Source organism: uncultured Roseobacter sp., from assembly GCF_947491795.1.
In the GTDB taxonomy this organism is placed as follows: Bacteria; Pseudomonadota; Alphaproteobacteria; order Rhodobacterales; family Rhodobacteraceae; genus Roseobacter.
The window spans coordinates 189,575-207,233 of the sequence record NZ_CANLKW010000002.1; the positions used below are offsets into that span (position 1 = coordinate 189,575).

Below are 17,659 nucleotides of genomic sequence, written 5' to 3' on the forward strand. Positions count from 1 at the left end.
TCGCCCTCCGGTTATGGCTTTGTGGTACAGGTAATAACGCGGCTGGCCACCGTCTACCCCCGGCTGCCTCTTGACCATCAACCAGGCATAGCCGACCATGTGCACGAACTTTTCCGAAGGACCGCAGTATGTATTATTTAAAGAATTCCCTGGCTGCCGCTGCAGCAGGTTTTTTCATCGCAGCGCCAGCCACAGCAGACATTACCGCAGATGATATCTGGAACGACATCGGTGCTTATATGGCTGGGATCGGATATCAGATTTCGGGCACCGAAACCCGCGAAGGAAGCACGCTGACCATCCGTAATATCTCTGTCACCGGCTCGCTGGGCGAGGATGCAGGCGCCATGCGCATGGAACTGGACGACATCGCACTGACGGAAACCGATGACGGCGCGGTCAGCATCGGCCTGCCATCTGTCTTTCCGGTTGTAACGGAGTTTACGGCTCCTGACGGCGAAAGCGTGACCAGTATGGTCGAATACCGCCAGACAGGGCTGTCGGCCCGTGCATCCGGAACGCCTGCAGAAATCGTTTATGACTATGACGCAGATACAATTTCCTTTCTGACGTCTGGCCCTGAGGTCGATGGTAAATCGCTTTATAACGCTGAGGGAACGGCCAGCAACATAACCGGCACCACAACGATGAAGCTGGCTGCCAGCCGGATGTATGATCAGAAAATGCAGGCCGGCGGCGCGACCTATCTGATCAGGTTTTCCGATGCGGTCGGCGACGGTCAGGGACGGCTGACCGGGGATATCGGTGCGCTCAGTTTTGAGGGTGTTTCTGATCTGCCCGCCATTGTCGCGGATCCGCTGAATATGAGTGAAATGCTGGAACGGGGCTTTTCCACGGACGGCGAAATGCGCATGGGTGCCGCAACCCACCAGGTGGTATCCAGCGGCTCTGCCGGGGAATTTGATCTGAGCCTCGCGTCTGACAGCACTGTTTTCGACATCGCGATGAGTGCTGAAGGTATCCGGTATGAGGGCACACAAAATGACGTGGTTGCACGATACCAGGGCAGCGCGTACCCCTTTCCGTTTGGGTTTGCCGCCGAAAGCACGGGCTTTTCGATGGGCATGCCTCTGCGTGAATCAGAAGAGCCGGCAGATTTTTCGGCAGTCCTGAAGCTGGAAGGCCTGACGATGGACGATTTCCTGTGGAGCATTTTTGACAGGGGCGGTGCTCTGCCCCGCGATCCGGCGACGCTGATCATCGATCTCGCAGGCAAGGCGCGTGTATTGTTCGACTTCCTCGACCCTGCTTCAATTGCAGCTGCCGGAGAAAACGGTGAAGCCCCGGCTGACATCGAGAGCCTTGACGTCCGCGAGCTGCGCCTGGATCTGGCCGGTGCAGAACTGACAGGTCAGGGCAGTTTCACCTTTCCCGAAACCGATATGCCCGTACCGCGCCCGGTAGGTGGTCTTGATCTGAGCCTGAAGGGTGGCAATGGCCTGTTGGACAAGCTGGTGGCCATCGGCCTGATGCCCGAGGAACAGGCTATGGGCGCGCGCATGATGCTGGGTCTGCTGGCCGTGCCGGGCGACGCACCGGACACGCTGAATTCGCGGATTGAAATGAATGAGCAGGGCCACATCATCGCGAACGGCCAGCGCATTCAGTAAGCATACCACCACGGGTACTAAGGCCTTTTTCGCGGCTCCCCTTGCAGGAGAGGGGCTGTGCCGCTACGTCGTCCCCCAAAGGCCGAACGGAGGTTTCCCTTGACCCAGTCGATCCAGGATCTGTCAGACCGGCTGCTCGCAGCCGCCCGGCACGCAGGCGCGGGGTCAGCAGATGCCATTGTCGTCCGCGGGACGTCGGTAAACATCGACGTACGGGCGGGTGTTCTGGAACAGGCCGAACGCTCAGAGGGCACAGACATGGGCCTGCGGGTTTTTCTGGGACAACGCAGTGCTACTGTATCCGCCTCTGACACCAGCGACAGAACCATCGAGGAAATGGCGCAGCGCGCGGTTGCCATGGCCGGTGAAGCACCCGAAGACCCGTTCTGTGGTCTTGCTGACCCCTCTCAGCTGTCGCCCGGAATCGACATTGACGCGCTTGAACTGGCCGATCCCACCCCGGAACCTTCACCCGCAGCATTGCAGGACGACGCCGTCGCCGCAGAGGAAGCCGCACTGGAAGTTGCCGGCATCACGCAGGTGCAGTCCGCCTCTGCCGGATACTCAGCGCGCGAGATTTTCCTGGCTGCCAGCAATGGATTTTCAGGCGGGTACAAACGGACCGACCGCGGCTTGTCCTGCGTTGCCATTGCAGGGACCGGGTCCGGCATGGAACGCGATTACGATGCAGACAGCCGTATTTTTCAGGCAGACCTGCGCGGCGCTGCAGATATCGGCAGGCAGGCCGCAGAACGGACACTGGCACGTCTGGAGGCGCGCAAACCTCCGACAGGCAGCTTTCCTGTGTTGTTCGACGAACGCATTTCGTCGTCGCTCATCGGCCACCTTCTTGCTGCTGTAAACGGCAGTTCTGTTGCGCGCGGTGCGTCCTGGCTGCGTGATGCGCTTGGCCAACAGGTTCTGCCGGACGGGCTGAGCCTGCTGGAACAGCCCCACCGCCCGCGCACTCCCGGCTCACGGCCCTTTGACGCAGAGGGCCTGCCGACACAGGCACGGACAATCGTTGACAACGGCACGCTGACCGGCTGGACACTGGATCTTTCGACGGGCCGCAAACTCGGTATGCCGTCAACGGGCAATGCAAGCCGTGGCACATCCTCTGCCCCGTCGCCGGGCACCTCGAATGTGACGCTGACACCTGGAACGGCCAGCCGCGACGATCTGATCCGTGACATGGGCACGGGCCTGCTGGTGACGTCTATGATCGGATCGACCATCAACCCCAACACCGGGGATTATTCTCGCGGCGCCGCAGGGCTCTGGATCGAAAACGGCGAGATTACGGGTGCCATCAATGAGTGCACAATCGCCGGAAATCTGCGCGATATGCTGATGTCCGTTGTGCCCGCAAACGACGCACGCGAACACCTGAGCAGGCGTGTGCCGTCATTGCTGGTGTCGGGAATGACCCTTGCAGGGAACTGATCTGGCGCTCATTTCGGATGCTGTGCGCGTTGCCGGGCGGGTTGCGACAAGCTTTACCGGCGGGTCGGCCCGCCGCTGGGACAAACCCGGTGGTGCAGGTCCCGTGACCGAGGCAGATCTGGCCGTGAACAGCTATCTCGAAACAGTCCTGCGCGCTGCACGGCCCGATTATGGCTGGTTGTCCGAAGAGACAGAAGACAACGCAGAACGCCTTGGACAGGACACCGTTTTCATCGTCGATCCCATCGACGGAACCCGCAGTTTTGTCGAAGGGTCGCGCACCTGGGCGCATTCGGTTGCTGTGGTGCATCAGGGAAAGGTCACCGCCGGCGCTGTCTGTCTGCCTCTGCGCGACAGGCTCTATACGGCTGCTCTGGGCGGTGGTGCGTTTCTCAACGGCAACCCGATTGCGGCATCCCCGCGCAATGACCCCGGGGATGCGGATATCCTGGCAACCAAACCGGTTATGGACGCGTCGCACTGGTCCGGAGCGATACCGGCGTTCCGGCGTGCGCACCGTCCGTCCCTGGCCTACCGGCTGAGCCTTGTGGGAGAAGGTCGTTTTGATGCGATGCTGACGTTCCGCGCGGCATGGGAATGGGACATCGCCGCAGGCGCACTGATCGTGACCGAAGCGGGCGGCATCTGCAGCGACCGCAAGGGCCGGCCGCTGCGTTTCAACAACCCCGCGCCCCGGCTGGACGGGGTTGTCGCAGCCGGACCAGCCATGCACCCGGGCCTTATGCGTGCGCTCCAGGGCTGAGATACCCGTCCCGCGTGACTTGACCCCGGCGGGCATATACGCAACCTAAGACCCAATCACCCCGCACAGAGGACATTCCCATGACACAGCGGCTCCACCTCGTTTTTGGCGGCGAGTTGACAGACCCGACCCGCAGCACCTTCAAGAATGTGGACGACATCCACATTGTGGGCATTTTCCCGGACTATCAGTCTGCCTATGATGCGTGGAAATCCGAAGCTCACCGCACTGTGGACAACGCCCATATGCGCTATTTCATCGCGCATCTGCATCGCCTGCGCGACGAAGAAGCCGCTGCCTCTTCCACGGAAGAACTGGGGTAGGCTGACATGGGCCGCTCCATCGGGCTGGCGGCCTGGCGCGCGCTGTCGCGCCATACAGCAGACCGCACTTTCGTCCCCACCGCCGCCCGCAGTGACGGCGAACTGGTGTGGATACATGCCGCAGAACCGGAAAACTTTCTGGCGGTACAGGACATTGCACTGCGCATCGCCAGCGTGCGGCATGGCGTGCAGATTCTGGTTACTCTGCCTGATTCCGGTGCGCTGAACACCGTCCGGACCGAGTGGACGCCACCCGCTGACGTAACACTTGATTGCCTTCCCTCAGAGCACCCGGATGCTATCAGTCTGTTTCTGGATAACTACCGCCCGGATTTTGGCATCTGGGTCTGGGGCAAACTGCGGCCCTCCCTGATCGACCGCGTCCAGCAGACAGAGTGCCCGATGATCCTGATTGATGCGGACAGCGACGGTTTTGACAGCAGGCACGAACGCTGGCTGCCCGATGTCACCCGTACGGTCCTGTCCGGTTTCGATGCCATTTTCGCCCGTTCCCCATCCGCCGCAGAACGGCTCACCAGTCTGGGCATTTCGGGGCAGAAAGTGCAGCGCGCACCCCCGCTTCAGGCGGGCGGACAGGCGCTGCCCTGTGATGATACAGACTTGTCCGATCTGTCGACGCTTCTGGGCGGCAGACCGGTCTGGCTCGCTGCCCGCCTGCAAAAAGAAGAAGCAGGCCCCGTGCTGGCCGCACACCGCAATGCCTCACGGCTGTCCCACCGGCTGCTGCTGATCCTGCACCCCGGACAGGCCAGAGAGGCCGGTGATTTCGCCGATATGGTCCGCGCTGACGGGATGCGCCTGTGCGACTGGTCCGCCGGAGAAGAGCCCGATGATGCGACCCAGGTCCTGCTTGCAGATGATGCAGCCGACCTGGGACTGTTCTATCGGGTGGCGCCGGTGACCTTCCTGGGCAGTTCGCTGGTTCCGGGATATGGCGGTTGTAATCCGTTCGAGGCCGCCGCCCTTGGGTCTGCTGTGCTCTATGGGCCGAACGTACGCCGCTATCTGGCGTTTTATTCACGCCTGGCCGGGGCAGGTGCCGCAAGAATCGTCAATGACGCGAGCAGCCTCAGCACCGCCGTCACGCAGCTCATTTCGCCCGATCAGGCTGCCGCCATGGCGCATGCAGGCTGGGATGTGATCAGTAAAGGGGCGGCGCTGACAGACCAGGTCATCGGCATGGTCGAGGCAGCACTGGATGCACGCGAGGAACAGGCACATGAAGGCGCCTGAATTCTGGGACACGCCGCCTGAACGCCCTGCCCTGCGCGCGAGGCTGCTTGCGCCCCTGGGGTGGATTTACGGCCACATGACCGCCCGCCGCGTGGCGCGCACTGCTGATGCACGGCTGGATGTGCCGGTGATCTGCGTGGGTAACCTGAATGCCGGGGGCACAGGCAAGACACCTACTGTGATTGCTGTTCTGACCGCGCTGTCTGATGCCTTTCACACACCGCATGTCGTCACGCGCGGCTATGGGGGACGGCTGAAAGGGCCCGTGCGGGTTGATCCCGCCCGGCACACAGCCCGCGATGTCGGTGATGAGCCACTTTTGCTGGCGGCCTTTGCCGAAGTCTGGGTGGCGGAAGACCGCGCCGCGGGAGGCGCTGCCGCGCAGGAGGCCGGGGCGACAGTGGTGGTCCTGGATGACGGGTTTCAGAACCCGGCCCTGCACAAGGACATCTCCATTGTCGTGGTTGACGCGGAAAAGGGTTTTGGCAACGGCAGATGCCTGCCCGCGGGACCGCTGCGCGAACCTGTTCAGGCAGGGCTAAGACGCGCGGACATACTGTTGTCCATAGGAGACAGGTCAGCCCAGGCGTCATTTGATGCGACGCTGCCAGCGGCGTTGACCATTCCGCACGTGCGCGCATCTCTGGAACCTTTGCAAACCGGAATGGACTGGTCAGACATGCGCGCCGTCGCCTTTGCCGGCATCGGACATCCCGAAAAATTCTTTGCAACGCTGCGGGGTCTCGGAGCCGATCTCGTGCATGCAGAGCCACTGGATGATCATCAGCCGCTGACAACGGCCTTGATGAACCGGCTGGAAGCAGACGCAAGGTCCCGTCGCGCACAGCTGGTCACAACGGAAAAAGATGCCGTACGTCTGCCGCTCTCCTTCCGGACAAAGGTCATTACCCTGCCCGTGCGCCTGCAATTTGAAAAAACACCAAACGCGCTGACGGCGACGCTTGCAGGCCTCAAAGCCCCCTGACGGGGTCAGTCGCTGTCGTTTTCACCCAGTCTGGGCGCTGGTCTGTGCAGCGCAAGCGTTGCGTCGGAAAACGTGAAGGGCGCGCGGATGCCCGGAACACCGTCGAGTGACACTTCCATGCCCTGCGCCTGAACATGCGGGTCAGCCATCACATCTGCCATATCGTTGATCGGTCCTGCGGGCACGCCCTCGGCCTCGCAGGCGGCCAGCAGATCGTCCCGTGTCCGCTCAAGCGTGGCCGCGGTCAGACGGCGGATCATCTCCCCACGGTTGGCCAGCCGGTTTTCATTTTTCAGGAAATCCGGCGCCGTCGCCATTTCAGACAGTCCCAGCAGACGGCAAAGGCGCTGATACTGACCATCGTTGCCCGTTGCGATAATGACATGACCGTCTGCGCAGTCAAAAACCTGGTAAGGTGCCAGGTTCACATGCGCATTACCCATGCGCTGCGGCGGCTTGCCGGTGGTGAGGTAGTTCAGGGCCTGGTTCGATGTCACAGCGACCGCAACATCCATCAGCGACATATCGATATGCTGGCCCCGACCGGTCTGCGTGCGCTGATGCACGGCTGCCAGAATGCCGGCGGTGGCATAAATGCCGGTCAGAATATCCGTGATCGCCACACCGTACTTCTGCGGCTGTCCCTCGGGTTCTCCCGTCAGGGACATCAGCCCGGACATGCCCTGAATGATGAAATCATAGCCCGCGCGCGAGGCATAGGGACCGGAATGCCCAAAACCGGTTATGGAGCAGTAGATCAGACGCGGAAAATCGCGCGACAGGGTTTCATAGTCCAGGCCGTACTTTGCCAGCCCACCGGTTTTGAAGTTCTCGATCAGGATATCCGCATCCGCGAGCAGGGCGCGGACCTTTGCCTGCCCCTCTGCTGTGCGAAAATCAGCTGTGACGGATTTCTTGCCCCTGTTCGTGGAATGAAAATACGCGGCCGATACATCCTCATCCCGCGTGACAAAGGGCGGGCCCCACTGTCGCGTATCATCGCCTGCGGGGCTTTCGACTTTGACAACATCACACCCAAGATCGGAAAGCGTCTGACCAGCCCACGGGCCCGCCAGCACCCGCGCCAGTTCGACAACTTTCAGTCCGTCCAGTGGCGCGGACATTACTCTGCTGCTGCGTCGATCAGTGCCGCCATGTCAGAATACGCCATGTTGGTGTATTTCTTGCCGTTGATCATAAAGCTCGGAGTGCTTTCGATACCGTCGGCCTGGGCGTTCTCCTGATACCACGCCACCAGCGTCCGTGCGTTTTCTGCATCCTGCAGGCAGGCCTCCATCGTGTCACCGTCCAGCCCGGCCAGACGACCGATACGGCGCAGTTCATTAACAATCGACACCATGTCGCCGGCACGGGCCCAGGTGGACTGACCCTCATAGATCAGATCGGCTATGCCGAAAAATGCCGTGGGCGTGCCCGCGCAGCGCGCGATCATCGATGCCCAGATACCGGGACGATCAAAATAGACCTCGCGGTAGACAAAGTTGATTTTGCCGGTGTCGATGTAATCGGCCTTGAGCTGCTTGTAGGCACCGGCATGAAAGCTTGCACAGTGCGGACAGGTAAAGCTGGCATACTCAATAACCGTGACAGGTGCGTCCGGGTTACCGAGCCTCATTTCCACCACGCCCGAAGTATCGATATCCGCTTCCTGCGCATTGGCAGCACCAATGGGGTCAATCTGGGCGACAGCGGCTTCTTCTGTGCCGGACGGGCTGGTTACAAACCAGGCACCCAGCCCGATGACTGCTACAGCAGCCGAAACGATCATCATACGCGACATGGAATTTCCCTTTTATCGGTTTGTTCTGTTCAGAATGTTCTCGCCCAGGCGGGTCAGAGCCGCCCGGAGTTTTTCGTCCTCGACGGGCCTGGCCGTCTGTTGGGCCTGCGCGCGGACTTTGGGGTCAGCAGGCTGTTCGGAGACCTCAGGTGCGCGGGGCGCAAATTCAACCTGCCCTTCGGCAAAACCAGTGGCCGCCGTCTGGGTGATACGCACACGCGCAATGGCGTTGTAACCATAGACCGCATTCACCCGCGCGCGCAGCTTCTCTTTTTGCATCTCGAGCATTGGTGCGTTGGACCCGGTGGTCAGCAACGTCAGCGTTGCGCCCATACCGCCCCGGCCATAGCTGACCTCGACAGGGCGGGAAATCGCCGCTGTTTCGGATCCTGCAATCTCTTCCCACTGGGTCAGCAGACGGCTTTGGGCAAACCCGCGGCTCTCGCTGGCCCGGCGGATCCGACCCTGCAACAGACTGGACGTCTGTTTGAACCCTTTTGTACTGGCGCGGCGCGGCGGCATCGCTATCTTCCCTCAGAACCTGCGCGGTAACATAGACCGTGAACGCCCTGCCAGCCAGCCCGGTGTGACCCTGTCGGAGATAAAGATTGCGTTATAACACATCTGTGAGCGACAGCCTCAGCGACCAGTTGCTGGACTGGTATGATGTGCATGCGCGTGAAATGCCGTGGCGCGTTTCGCCCGCGGACCGCCAGGCCGGTATCGCGCCCGATCCCTACCGTGTCTGGATGTCCGAGGTGATGCTGCAGCAGACAACTGTGGCAACCGTTCGGGACTATTTTCGCCGTTTCACAGACAGGTGGCCAGCAATCAGCGATCTCGCCGCGGCAGAGGATGCGGACGTTATGGGCGAATGGGCCGGTCTGGGGTATTACGCCCGCGCGCGCAACCTGCTGAAATGCGCACGCGCTGTCGTCAGTGATCATGATGGTCTTTTCCCGGCGGATCATGCTGCCCTGCTGAAACTGCCGGGGATCGGGCCCTACACGGCGGCAGCCATTGCATCTATCGCCTTTGACCAGCCTTTTGCCGTGCTTGATGGGAACGTGGAAAGGGTGATGGCCCGGTTGCACAACATCCACACACCCCTGCCGGATGCAAAACCAGCGCTGATGGAAAAAGCGCAGATGCTGACACCCCGGGTACGTCCCGGCGACTATGCCCAGGCGGTGATGGATCTCGGGGCGACGATCTGCACGCCGCGCTCTCCGGCCTGTGGGATCTGCCCCTGGCGCGAGCCCTGTGTGGCCCGCGCCGAAGGCACAGCACCCGAGTTGCCAAAGAAAACGCCGAAAAAGCCCAAACCCGTGCGCCACGGCACTGTTTTTATCGGGCGGCGTGCGGATGGTGCCTGGTTGCTGGAGACCCGGCCAGACAAAGGGCTTTTGGGGGGGATGCTCGGCTGGCCCGGTTCCGACTGGGTGGACAGCGCACTCCCCCTGCCCGAAGTACCACCCCCCTGTGCGGGCGACTGGCAGGTGCGCGCGGGTGAAGTCCGCCACACCTTCACGCATTTTCACCTGATTTTGCATGTGCTGAAGGCCGACCTGCCGGCAGACGCCGCACCCGATCGTGGCCGATTCGTATTGCCTGGTGATTTCCGGCCGTCTGACCTGCCCACGGTCATGCGCAAAGCGTTGGATCTGTCAGAATGACTGCCTCCAAGTCCACCCATGGCGCTGATCAGTCCACCGCCTTAGGATCACCCCATGTCTGACAGTACGACCTCAGAGACCCCCCTGCTGAGCCCGGTCCCTTTCTGGGTGGCCCTCGGCTTGCCGCCTCTTGCGTTTTTCGGGGCATGGCAGGGCGGGTGGAGCGTGATGCTCCTGCCTGTCTTTACCTGGTATCTGTTCTCCGGGCTGGATCTGGCCGTTGGGCGGAATACCGGCAATCCTGATCCGGAAACCCCTGACACCCGCCTTAAATCGCATACAGCCATCACAGTGATCTGGGCGCCTTTGCAGTTTGTGACGCTGTTCAGTCTGATCTGGTACGTCCCGCATGCGGAGCATCTGGGCACTGCCGAGCGTATCGGGCTCTTTTTCGGCGTGGGTGTGATCACCGGCACAATCGGCATCAACTACAGCCACGAACTGATGCACCAGCGCAGCCGTCTGGAGCGCTGGATGGCTGACATTCTGCTGGCGATGGTGCTCTATTCCCACTTCAGATCTGAACACCTGCTGGTACACCACCGCTGGGTCGGCACCCCCCGGGATGCGGTAACGGCCCGCTACAATGAGGGGTTTTACAGGTACTATCCACGGGTCCTGTTTCAGTCGGCGGTTTCAGCCTTTCGGGCAGAGGCCGGGATGCAGGCAAGGCGTGGCGCATCGTGGGGCCATCCTGGCAACCCATTCTACAGGTACGTTTCATTGCAGGCCGGTATGCTGACCCTGGCGTTTGTACTGGGGGGCTGGACCGCCATCGGACTGTTCCTCTTTCAGGCTGTCACAGCCATCTGGCAGCTGGAACTGGTCAACTATGTCGAACATTATGGTCTGACCCGGCAGAAGCTGGACAACGGGCGGTATGAGCCGGTGCGCCCGCATCATTCCTGGAACGCTGATCACAAAGCGTCAAACTGGCTGTTGATCAATCTGCAGCGCCATTCAGACCATCACTTCAAACCGGATCGCAGGTTCCCGGTTCTGCAGACCTATCCGGCAGATGATGCCCCGCAGCTGCCGTTCGGGTATCCCATCATGACGATGGCCGCGATGATTCCGCCGCTGTGGCGCCGGATGATGAACCCCAGGGTCCATGCCTGGCGCGCCAGACACTATCCCGGGGTCACCGACTGGCCACAGGACGCGGCACACCGGGCCTGACAACCATTTGTTAGGGCTTTTCTGACATGGTCCTGATCAGGTGAAGTGGTGAGAGGGTCAGCAATGTACAATCAGGCAGTGGCAGCAGGTACGGGCAATTCCGGAACGTGCCTCGTCGTAGAAGACAGCAGCTTTGACCAGGAAAAGTTCCGGCGTATCCTGGCACGCAGCTTTGGCAACATGCAGGTCGTGATGGCGGCAACACTGGCAGAAGCACGCGACCGTGTGTCCAAGATGAGCACGGATCTCATTCTGCTCGATAACAGCCTGCCGGACGGTATCGGTGCGAATTTTGCGGTCGAGCTGTCCGAGGATCCGGATCACGCGAACATCCCCGTGATCATGGTCAGCGATTTCCCGACACCCTTTATGTACCAGAAGGCCGAGATCGCCGGCGTCAAACACGTCGTTGACAAGTCTAACTTTGGTGCGCGCTTTATTCACGATGCGCTGGTCGCAAACGAGAAAAAGAAACCGCGCAAAAGATACACAAACTGAAAAAAACCCCGCCATAAAGGCGGGGTCTGAGGTGAGTGCCTTTACAGGCAGCCTCGTTCAGAAGGCCACAGGCACCGGCGGTGTTCGATAATCTGTGTGGTCAGTTTTGCATTTCGGACCGGATCTGCTGGCGCAGAACGTCGATGGGCACAGTTTTCCCGTCGCGTCTGAAACACCAGTAGGTCCAGCCATTGCAGCTTGGCGCTTTTTCCAGTGCGGCACCAACCTGGTGGATAGATCCCTTGACGTCGTCGCCTACCAGCGTGCCATCTGCACGTACCTTGGCCTTGTGACGTTTATTCATGGAATAAAGCTCTTCGCCAGGACGCAGCATGCCGCGTTCAACCAGCTGTCCGAAGGGCACACGGGGTTCAGAGCGTTTGGACGCGCTGACCTGCAGCGCCTCACGATCAAATTTGCGCACCTTGCTGATCCGCTTCTCGGCGACCTTACGGTAAGCTGCCTCGCGTTCGATCCCGATGAAGTCGCGGCCCAGCATTTTCGCCACAGCGCCGGTTGTGCCAGTCCCGAAGAACGGGTCAAGAATGACATCGCCGGGATTGGTTGAACCGACAAGAACACGGTGCAACAGGCTTTCCGGTTTTTGCGTCGGATGCGCCTTTTCACCACTGTCATCTTTCAGCCGTTCATGGCCGGTACAGATCGGCAGCACCCAGTCCGAGCGCATCTGAATGCCTTCATTCAGCGCCTTCAGAGCCTCGTAGTTAAAGGTGTACTTGCTGGTCTCATCCCGCCCCGCCCAGATCATCGTCTCATGCGCATTGGTGAAACGTTTACCGCGGAAATTGGGCATGGGGTTGGATTTCCGCCAGACCACATCGTTCAGGATCCAGTACCCCTGATCCTGCAGTGCAGCGCCCACCCGAAAAATGTTGTGATAGCTGCCGATAACCCAGATCGCGCCATTGGGCTTGAGCAGCCTGCGCGCTGCACTGAGCCAGCCACGGGTGAATTCGTCATAGGCCGAGAAACTCGAGAACTGGTCCCAGGCGTCATCCACAGCATCCACGCGACTGTTGTCGGGACGATGCAGATCGCCTTTGAGTTGCAGGTTGTACGGTGGGTCCGCAAAGATCAGATCTACCGACGCCTCGGGCAGACTGTTCATCAATTCGATGCAGTCACCGTTCAGAATCGTGTTCAGGGGGAGCGCCGCCGCGCTCTTGGTTTTTGTGTTCATCTTTCTGCCTCTGTCCCGGTGCTTTTGCACTCGTTGGTTGAGACCAAGATGAGTCAAACCTGATTCGCGGTCAAATTCTTTTTTGAATCAATCGCTTACGATTTTCTCTTGATACAACATGTTGTGGACGGGTTTGAATGTCCGTCTATGGTGTGGGGTTGGCCCAAGATTTTGAAGCGCGGATATGTGGCTTTTTGATCCGTATCCCATGTTGGTTTCCCATCCATACCCCGGATGCTGTTGCGCCAAATCCACCATGATCCTGTCACGGGCGATTTTCGCCACGATCGACGCGGCGGAAATCGACAGACACCGGGTGTCACCTTTGACCACCGGAGTCGCCGCCAGGTTGAGACCCCGCGGGATCATCGAGCCGTCGATCAGCACATGATCAGGAGCTGTATGCAACCCGGCCAGGGCGCGCTGCATGGCGATATGACTGGCGCGCAGAATGTTCTCCTGCTCGATCTCGGCCACGCTTGCATGGCCTACGGAAACCACGGCACAGTCTTTCAGCAGCTCCGCGAGATGTTCGCGGCGTTTTTTACTCAGCTGTTTGGAATCGTTCAGTCCCTCCGGAATGTTCTGAGGGTCGAGGATAACCGCCGCCGCCGTAACCGGCCCCGCCAGCGGCCCGCGGCCTACTTCATCGACGCCCGCCACCCGCAGTGCCCCGCGCGCGATCAGCGCCTTTTCCATCTCAAAGTCCGGCTTCATAATGACGTGATCCGACGAACACACCTGCAGCGCAACCATTTTGATCAGAAAAAACGCGCGCTCCCTTCCCGGAACGCGCGTCACACTGGTTAAAAGCAGGAGGCAATGCCCGAACACCACCTCCTCAGGTACGGGACCTCCGGCGGACCGGGGTACCGTCGATGACCCGTCCTCAGCGGCGGGCCAACTGATAGCCCTCCTGGCGCAGGCAACGGGCATCCCAGCCCTTGCGTTTGCGGTTGGGGCCTTTGAACTTCACCTTGCAGGTCCGGGGCAGCTCATCGGTGTAGCTGTAGTTTCTCTCCATGCATTTCTTGCCAAAAATGCGGTAGGTCCGGTCACGCGTCGGAATGCTGCGCAGACAGTCTCCCGGCAGCAGACGGCGCTGCACCCGCCTGGGCAGGGGACGCGGCTCCAGCCGATAGACCGGTTCGAGGTTTCGCTGGACCGGTTGATAGGTGTTGCGTGTGACCGTCTGTTCGCGCTTGCGGTCATTCCGGTCGTTGATGACCTTGGCGACGATTGCGACGCCGGCAATTGCCGCCAGCGCCCGCAGCACATCCTCATTTGCACGTGCCGGTGCAACCCCTGCTGCGGTGATACAGATCGCGGCGGCGGTGACTGTGGCGATGAATTTCCTGTGCATGTGCGTTGTCCTTTCGATGTGTCTGCGGGCCGTTCGCTGACGGGTGGCCTGTTGTGCATCCAAACTGGGGTCATCCCCCCCGGACAGGCAATATCGTGCGGCTGTTATCGGATAACAGCAGGGCTAAACCCCCTTTGTTATTGAATATCCCGCTGCTCCCGCGCACAGTTGAAGCATGAAACAGATCGCTCATATTCTTGTACTGACCGTCGCAATCATCGCCGGGAATGCAGCACAGGCCGCGGATTGCTACGCCGATTACAAGGCCAAACAGGACAACCCGCTGCGGCTGCACTATGGCGTGGCAGAAATTTCACAGTGCTCGAAACAGGGTGCCAGAGCAGAGCTTTCTGCGCGCCTCGCCGCACAGGGCTGGACCTTGCTGAACATCGTGTCAGTGTTTAATGCCGACGGGCTTGCTGAAAGGAAACAGAGTGCAGGACCAAACTACCTCCGCTTCTGACATGCGCCGCTCTGGCGGCCGGATTGCGGTTTTCGGCATCGTGGGGATTGTCCTGATACTGGCCATAGCCGCCGTAATGCTGTTCTGGGCACTGCCCGACGCCAATGCCTTTAACGCCCGCGTCGAACGTCTGTTCATTGAAAATGACAACCTGACGGCGCAGGCCGAAATCAAACTGCTCGAAATCCTGGCCCAGTCCGGCACCGCATTTTCCGATACTCTGGCCAGTTACCGTCTGGTTATTTTCGTACTGCTTGTCTTTGCCACGGCGATGCTCATCGCGGCGTTGGTTTTCCTGGTGCTGCTGGTGGGGTTCAATCGCCGTATGGCCCAGATCGAACGCGCGGGCATTCAGGTCTCCTCGCTGCTGATCAGCCGCGAGGAGAACACGGTTTATCTCAACAACCTCGGCTTTAAGCTGACCGATGCTGCAATGGAAACCATGTCCGTGCTGGCCGAGGCACGGATGGACGATGATGTGTTGTCTGGATCGGAAATCGAAGGCGTGATCTCCGGACGCAGCCCCGCTGATTGTGAGGAGGCCGCCGGTGCCACCCGCATCAAACGCCTGCGCGATACTCTGGGAAATCAGATCGTTTCTGAACTCCTGGTCAAAAACATTGCCCGTCGCGGTTATATGCTGGCCATCGACAAGGATGTGATCAGGGTGATCTGAGGGTCTGCCGGGGTCCGGGCTGCCAGGCCTCTTATTAACTGCTCCCACAACCGGTTCTACTGGTGCCTGGGCAGGCCACAGGGTCAGCTCCCGGCAACACATTCCCCGGCTTGTCAGCTGCAAAGACGGGTAGCAGTGTACAGTCTGGAACTACAACCAGCCTGATGCTGCAGCCGGTTTAAGCGACGCAGGTGGTACGGCAACAGACTGCATGCATCTTTCCGTCTGGCATTTTCCCGGGTCCTGCGACTACTCTGGCATTCTGATACCAAAGCAAGGAATGCTCATGCCCGCCCCGACAAATACTTTCAAACAAGCGCTGGCCGACGGCGAGACCCTTTTTGGCTGCTGGATGAGCATGGCCGAACCCTACACCGCGGAGATTCTGAGCGGTGCCGGTTTTGACTGGTTGCTGATTGACGGCGAGCACTCTCCCAATGACATCCGCTCGATCCGCGATCAGATGATCGCGCTCAAGGGCAGTGCCAGCCACCCGGTCGTGCGTGTGCCCGTTGGCGAAACCTGGATCATCAAACAGGTGCTGGATGTCGGCGCGCAGTCTGTGCTGGTGCCCATGGTTGAAACTGCGGACCAGGCGCGTGAACTTGTGCGTGCCTGCCGGTATCCGCCGAACGGCACACGCGGTGTCGGCTATGCCGTGGGCCGCGTCTCAGACTTTGGCCAGATGGAAAACTATGGTCCGACGGCGGACGCGCAGATTTGTCTGCTGGTTCAGGTCGAGAACAAAACCGGGCTTGATAACCTTGATGAGATCCTGGCGGTGGAGGGGGTAGACGGTGTGTTTATCGGCCCCGCCGACCTGTCGGCCAGCATGGGATACCTTGGGCAGACAATGCACCCGGATATGGTGCAGACGATTCTTGGTGCTCTGAAACGGATTGCGGATGCAGGCAAGGCCCCTGGCATTCTGACCACCGACGAGGGGATGATCCGGTCCTCGCTGGAGGCCGGAGCGCGTTTTGTTGCGGTTGCGATGGACATTGCCCTGCTGCTGGAAAACGGGAAAGCCGCGGCGTCAAAATGGATAAACGGCATGGGTTGACCTGTCGCGGTCGGCAGGCCTGATGTCACACGACCGTCATTCCGGTCGGTGCCCCCTTTCCACCAGCCGCGCGCGGGTATAAGACGCGCGCACCATCACACATATATTGGAGTCAAACAGATGGGTTACCGCGTCGTTATTGCGGGTGCCACAGGCAATGTGGGCCGCGAAATGCTGAACATTCTTTCCGAACGCCACTTTCCGGTGGACGAGCTGACGGTACTTGCGTCCCGTAAATCGCTCGGCACGGAAGTCAGCTTTGGCGATACGACGCTCAAGACAAAGGACCTGGACACGTTTGATTTCACCGGCTGGGACATCGCGCTTTTTGCCGTTGGCTCGGATGCGACAAAGAAATACGCGCCCAAAGCTGCCGCCGCGGGCTGTGTCGTGATCGATAACTCATCGCTTTATCGCTATGACCCGGACGTGCCGCTGATCGTACCAGAGGTGAACCCGCAGGCGATCCACGGCTACGCCAAAAAGAACATCATCGCGAACCCGAACTGCTCGACCGCGCAGATGGTGGTGGCCCTCAAGCCGCTGCACGACCGTGCAACTATCAAACGCGTGGTGGTCAGCACCTACCAGTCTGTGTCCGGTGCGGGCAAAGAGGGGATCGACGAGCTCTGGGATCAGACAAAGTCGATCTACAACCCGACCGATGACAAACCGGCGAGAAAATTCACCAAGCAGATCGCGTTCAACGTGATCCCGCATATCGACGTCTTCATGGACTCAGGCGAGACCAAGGAAGAGTGGAAAATGGTGGCGGAGACGAAAAAGATCGTCGATCCGAAGATCAAAGTCACGGCGACCTGTGTGCGCGTGCCGGTTTTTGTCGGTCACTCCGAGGCGGTGAATATCGAATTTGAGGACCATCTCGACGAAGACGAGGCACGCGAGATCCTGCGCGAGGCGCCGGGCGTCATGGTGATCGATAAACGCGAAGACGGCGGCTATGTCACGCCCGTCGAATGTGTTGGTGATTTCGCCACATTCATCAGCCGCATCCGCCAGGACAGCACGATCGACAACGGCCTGAACCTGTGGTGCGTGTCGGACAACCTGCGCAAGGGTGCTGCCCTGAACGCCGTCCAGATTGCTGAGCTGCTGGGGCGCGAAGTCCTGAACAAAGGGTAAGCGTTCGGCCAGAACCAACAATATGCCCGTCGGATTACGGTCCGGCGGGTTTTTTCAGCCTGACCACCTACCGTTTTTGCAAACGGTAATGCGTTTGTTAACCGGTTTCGCGGAATAACACCGGACATGCAGAAATACGACGCATCCGAAAAATGACAGACGCCGTGCACAAAATTTGCATCAAATTGCTCACA

General features: G+C 59.9%; 19 protein-coding genes. 13 read left to right on the forward strand and 6 right to left on the reverse strand.

The window, feature by feature from the left end; all coding sequences use genetic code 11:
- Positions 1 to 128 precede the first annotated feature (128 nt).
- The 6 genes from Q1A34_RS07730 (at position 129) to lpxK (ending at position 6,402) form a co-directional block, all read left to right on the forward strand.
- Positions 129 to 1,631 (forward strand): DUF2125 domain-containing protein, encoded by a 1,503-nt coding sequence (locus Q1A34_RS07730; RefSeq protein WP_300032725.1) that lies wholly within the window; start codon positions 129 to 131, stop codon positions 1,629 to 1,631.
- Between the two features lie 99 nt (positions 1,632 to 1,730).
- Positions 1,731 to 3,077: a TldD/PmbA family protein gene (locus tag Q1A34_RS07735; protein WP_300032726.1), complete on the forward strand. Its 1,347-nt coding sequence runs from the start codon at positions 1,731 to 1,733 to the stop codon at positions 3,075 to 3,077.
- Positions 3,064 to 3,840, forward strand: a complete 777-nt coding sequence (locus Q1A34_RS07740) for a 3'(2'),5'-bisphosphate nucleotidase CysQ (RefSeq protein ID WP_300032728.1) — start codon at positions 3,064 to 3,066, stop codon at positions 3,838 to 3,840. The genes Q1A34_RS07735 and Q1A34_RS07740 overlap by 14 nt, the downstream gene beginning before the upstream one ends.
- A gap of 80 nt (positions 3,841 to 3,920) precedes the next feature.
- Entirely contained in the window at positions 3,921 to 4,163 is a 243-nt protein-coding gene (locus Q1A34_RS07745) for a DUF4170 domain-containing protein (RefSeq protein ID WP_300032730.1), read from the forward strand.
- A gap of 6 nt (positions 4,164 to 4,169) precedes the next feature.
- The gene (locus tag Q1A34_RS07750; RefSeq protein WP_300032733.1) at positions 4,170 to 5,417 is read left to right on the forward strand and encodes a glycosyltransferase N-terminal domain-containing protein; all 1,248 of its coding nucleotides are present in this window, start codon (positions 4,170 to 4,172) and stop codon (positions 5,415 to 5,417) included.
- Positions 5,404 to 6,402 carry a tetraacyldisaccharide 4'-kinase gene (gene lpxK, locus Q1A34_RS07755; protein WP_300032734.1) on the forward strand — a complete coding sequence of 333 codons (999 nt, stop codon included), beginning with the start codon at positions 5,404 to 5,406 and terminating at the stop codon, positions 6,400 to 6,402. Before Q1A34_RS07750 ends, lpxK begins: the two co-directional genes overlap by 14 nt.
- Before the next feature lie 5 nt (positions 6,403 to 6,407).
- Here lpxK and Q1A34_RS07760 read toward each other — a convergent pair whose 3' ends face one another.
- The 3 genes from Q1A34_RS07760 to Q1A34_RS07770 are packed head-to-tail and all read right to left on the reverse strand — an operon-like array spanning position 6,408 to position 8,725.
- Positions 6,408 to 7,526, reverse strand: coding sequence for a CaiB/BaiF CoA-transferase family protein (locus Q1A34_RS07760; protein WP_300032735.1), 1,119 nt, complete (start codon positions 7,524 to 7,526; stop codon positions 6,408 to 6,410).
- Complete coding sequence (locus Q1A34_RS07765; RefSeq protein ID WP_300032736.1) at positions 7,526 to 8,203, reverse strand: DsbA family protein; 678 nt, start codon at positions 8,201 to 8,203, stop codon at positions 7,526 to 7,528. Before Q1A34_RS07765 ends, Q1A34_RS07760 begins: the two co-directional genes overlap by 1 nt.
- 12 nt (positions 8,204 to 8,215) lie before the next feature.
- Complete coding sequence (locus Q1A34_RS07770) at positions 8,216 to 8,725, reverse strand: DciA family protein (protein ID WP_300032738.1); 510 nt, start codon at positions 8,723 to 8,725, stop codon at positions 8,216 to 8,218.
- A 104-nt stretch (positions 8,726 to 8,829) separates the two neighbouring features.
- On the opposite strand from Q1A34_RS07770, the gene mutY reads away from it, so the two are divergent.
- The 3 genes from mutY (at position 8,830) to Q1A34_RS07785 (ending at position 11,556) form a co-directional block, all read left to right on the forward strand.
- Positions 8,830 to 9,879: an A/G-specific adenine glycosylase gene (mutY, locus tag Q1A34_RS07775; protein WP_300032739.1), complete on the forward strand. Its 1,050-nt coding sequence runs from the start codon at positions 8,830 to 8,832 to the stop codon at positions 9,877 to 9,879.
- A 54-nt stretch (positions 9,880 to 9,933) separates the two neighbouring features.
- Complete coding sequence (locus Q1A34_RS07780; protein ID WP_300032741.1) at positions 9,934 to 11,058, forward strand: alkane 1-monooxygenase; 1,125 nt, start codon at positions 9,934 to 9,936, stop codon at positions 11,056 to 11,058.
- 63 nt (positions 11,059 to 11,121) lie between these two features.
- Positions 11,122 to 11,556 carry a response regulator gene (locus Q1A34_RS07785; protein WP_300032743.1) on the forward strand — a complete coding sequence of 145 codons (435 nt, stop codon included), beginning with the start codon at positions 11,122 to 11,124 and terminating at the stop codon, positions 11,554 to 11,556.
- Between the two features lie 100 nt (positions 11,557 to 11,656).
- Here the strand turns inward: Q1A34_RS07785 and Q1A34_RS07790 are convergent, their stop codons facing one another.
- From Q1A34_RS07790 to Q1A34_RS07800, 3 genes are all read right to left on the reverse strand, one after another.
- On the reverse strand, positions 11,657 to 12,757 hold the full coding sequence (locus tag Q1A34_RS07790) for a site-specific DNA-methyltransferase (protein WP_300032744.1): 1,101 nt from the start codon (positions 12,755 to 12,757) through the stop codon (positions 11,657 to 11,659).
- Positions 12,758 to 12,844: 87 nt separating this feature from the next.
- Positions 12,845 to 13,474, reverse strand: coding sequence for a ribonuclease HII (locus Q1A34_RS07795; RefSeq protein WP_300032745.1), 630 nt, complete (start codon positions 13,472 to 13,474; stop codon positions 12,845 to 12,847).
- Positions 13,475 to 13,646: 172 nt separating this feature from the next.
- Entirely contained in the window at positions 13,647 to 14,120 is a 474-nt protein-coding gene (locus tag Q1A34_RS07800; RefSeq protein WP_300032746.1) for a hypothetical protein, read from the reverse strand.
- Positions 14,121 to 14,295: 175 nt separating this feature from the next.
- Here Q1A34_RS07800 and Q1A34_RS07805 point away from each other — a divergent pair, with 175 nt between their 5' ends.
- From Q1A34_RS07805 to Q1A34_RS07820, 4 genes are all read left to right on the forward strand, one after another.
- Positions 14,296 to 14,583 carry a hypothetical protein gene (locus tag Q1A34_RS07805; protein WP_300032748.1) on the forward strand — a complete coding sequence of 96 codons (288 nt, stop codon included), beginning with the start codon at positions 14,296 to 14,298 and terminating at the stop codon, positions 14,581 to 14,583.
- Positions 14,555 to 15,259: a hypothetical protein gene (locus tag Q1A34_RS07810; protein ID WP_300032750.1), complete on the forward strand. Its 705-nt coding sequence runs from the start codon at positions 14,555 to 14,557 to the stop codon at positions 15,257 to 15,259. Before Q1A34_RS07805 ends, Q1A34_RS07810 begins: the two co-directional genes overlap by 29 nt.
- 286 nt (positions 15,260 to 15,545) lie before the next feature.
- The gene (locus Q1A34_RS07815; protein ID WP_300032752.1) at positions 15,546 to 16,322 is read left to right on the forward strand and encodes an HpcH/HpaI aldolase/citrate lyase family protein; all 777 of its coding nucleotides are present in this window, start codon (positions 15,546 to 15,548) and stop codon (positions 16,320 to 16,322) included.
- A gap of 120 nt (positions 16,323 to 16,442) precedes the next feature.
- Positions 16,443 to 17,465 carry an aspartate-semialdehyde dehydrogenase gene (locus Q1A34_RS07820; RefSeq protein ID WP_300032754.1) on the forward strand — a complete coding sequence of 341 codons (1,023 nt, stop codon included), beginning with the start codon at positions 16,443 to 16,445 and terminating at the stop codon, positions 17,463 to 17,465.
- Positions 17,466 to 17,659 lie beyond the last annotated feature (194 nt).

Bases quoted from the DNA above. Each gene is read 5' to 3' on its own strand.
- Q1A34_RS07785 (WP_300032743.1), top strand. From the start codon at position 11,122: ATGTACAATCAGGCAGTGGCAGCAGGTACGGGCAATTCCGGAACGTGC.
- Q1A34_RS07745 (WP_300032730.1), top strand. From the start codon at position 3,921: ATGACACAGCGGCTCCACCTCGTTTTTGGCGGCGAGTTGACAGACCCG.
- Q1A34_RS07770 (WP_300032738.1), bottom strand. From the start codon at position 8,725: ATGCCGCCGCGCCGCGCCAGTACAAAAGGGTTCAAACAGACGTCCAGT.
- lpxK (WP_300032734.1), top strand. From the start codon at position 5,404: ATGAAGGCGCCTGAATTCTGGGACACGCCGCCTGAACGCCCTGCCCTG.
- Q1A34_RS07780 (WP_300032741.1), top strand. From the start codon at position 9,934: ATGTCTGACAGTACGACCTCAGAGACCCCCCTGCTGAGCCCGGTCCCT.
- Q1A34_RS07805 (WP_300032748.1), top strand. From the start codon at position 14,296: ATGAAACAGATCGCTCATATTCTTGTACTGACCGTCGCAATCATCGCC.
- Q1A34_RS07820 (WP_300032754.1), top strand. From the start codon at position 16,443: ATGGGTTACCGCGTCGTTATTGCGGGTGCCACAGGCAATGTGGGCCGC.
- Q1A34_RS07800 (WP_300032746.1), bottom strand. From the start codon at position 14,120: ATGCACAGGAAATTCATCGCCACAGTCACCGCCGCCGCGATCTGTATC.
- Q1A34_RS07760 (WP_300032735.1), bottom strand. From the start codon at position 7,526: ATGTCCGCGCCACTGGACGGACTGAAAGTTGTCGAACTGGCGCGGGTG.
- Q1A34_RS07750 (WP_300032733.1), top strand. From the start codon at position 4,170: ATGGGCCGCTCCATCGGGCTGGCGGCCTGGCGCGCGCTGTCGCGCCAT.
- Q1A34_RS07730 (WP_300032725.1), top strand. From the start codon at position 129: ATGTATTATTTAAAGAATTCCCTGGCTGCCGCTGCAGCAGGTTTTTTC.
- Q1A34_RS07795 (WP_300032745.1), bottom strand. From the start codon at position 13,474: ATGAAGCCGGACTTTGAGATGGAAAAGGCGCTGATCGCGCGCGGGGCA.
- Q1A34_RS07790 (WP_300032744.1), bottom strand. From the start codon at position 12,757: ATGAACACAAAAACCAAGAGCGCGGCGGCGCTCCCCCTGAACACGATT.
- Q1A34_RS07815 (WP_300032752.1), top strand. From the start codon at position 15,546: ATGCCCGCCCCGACAAATACTTTCAAACAAGCGCTGGCCGACGGCGAG.
- Q1A34_RS07765 (WP_300032736.1), bottom strand. From the start codon at position 8,203: ATGTCGCGTATGATGATCGTTTCGGCTGCTGTAGCAGTCATCGGGCTG.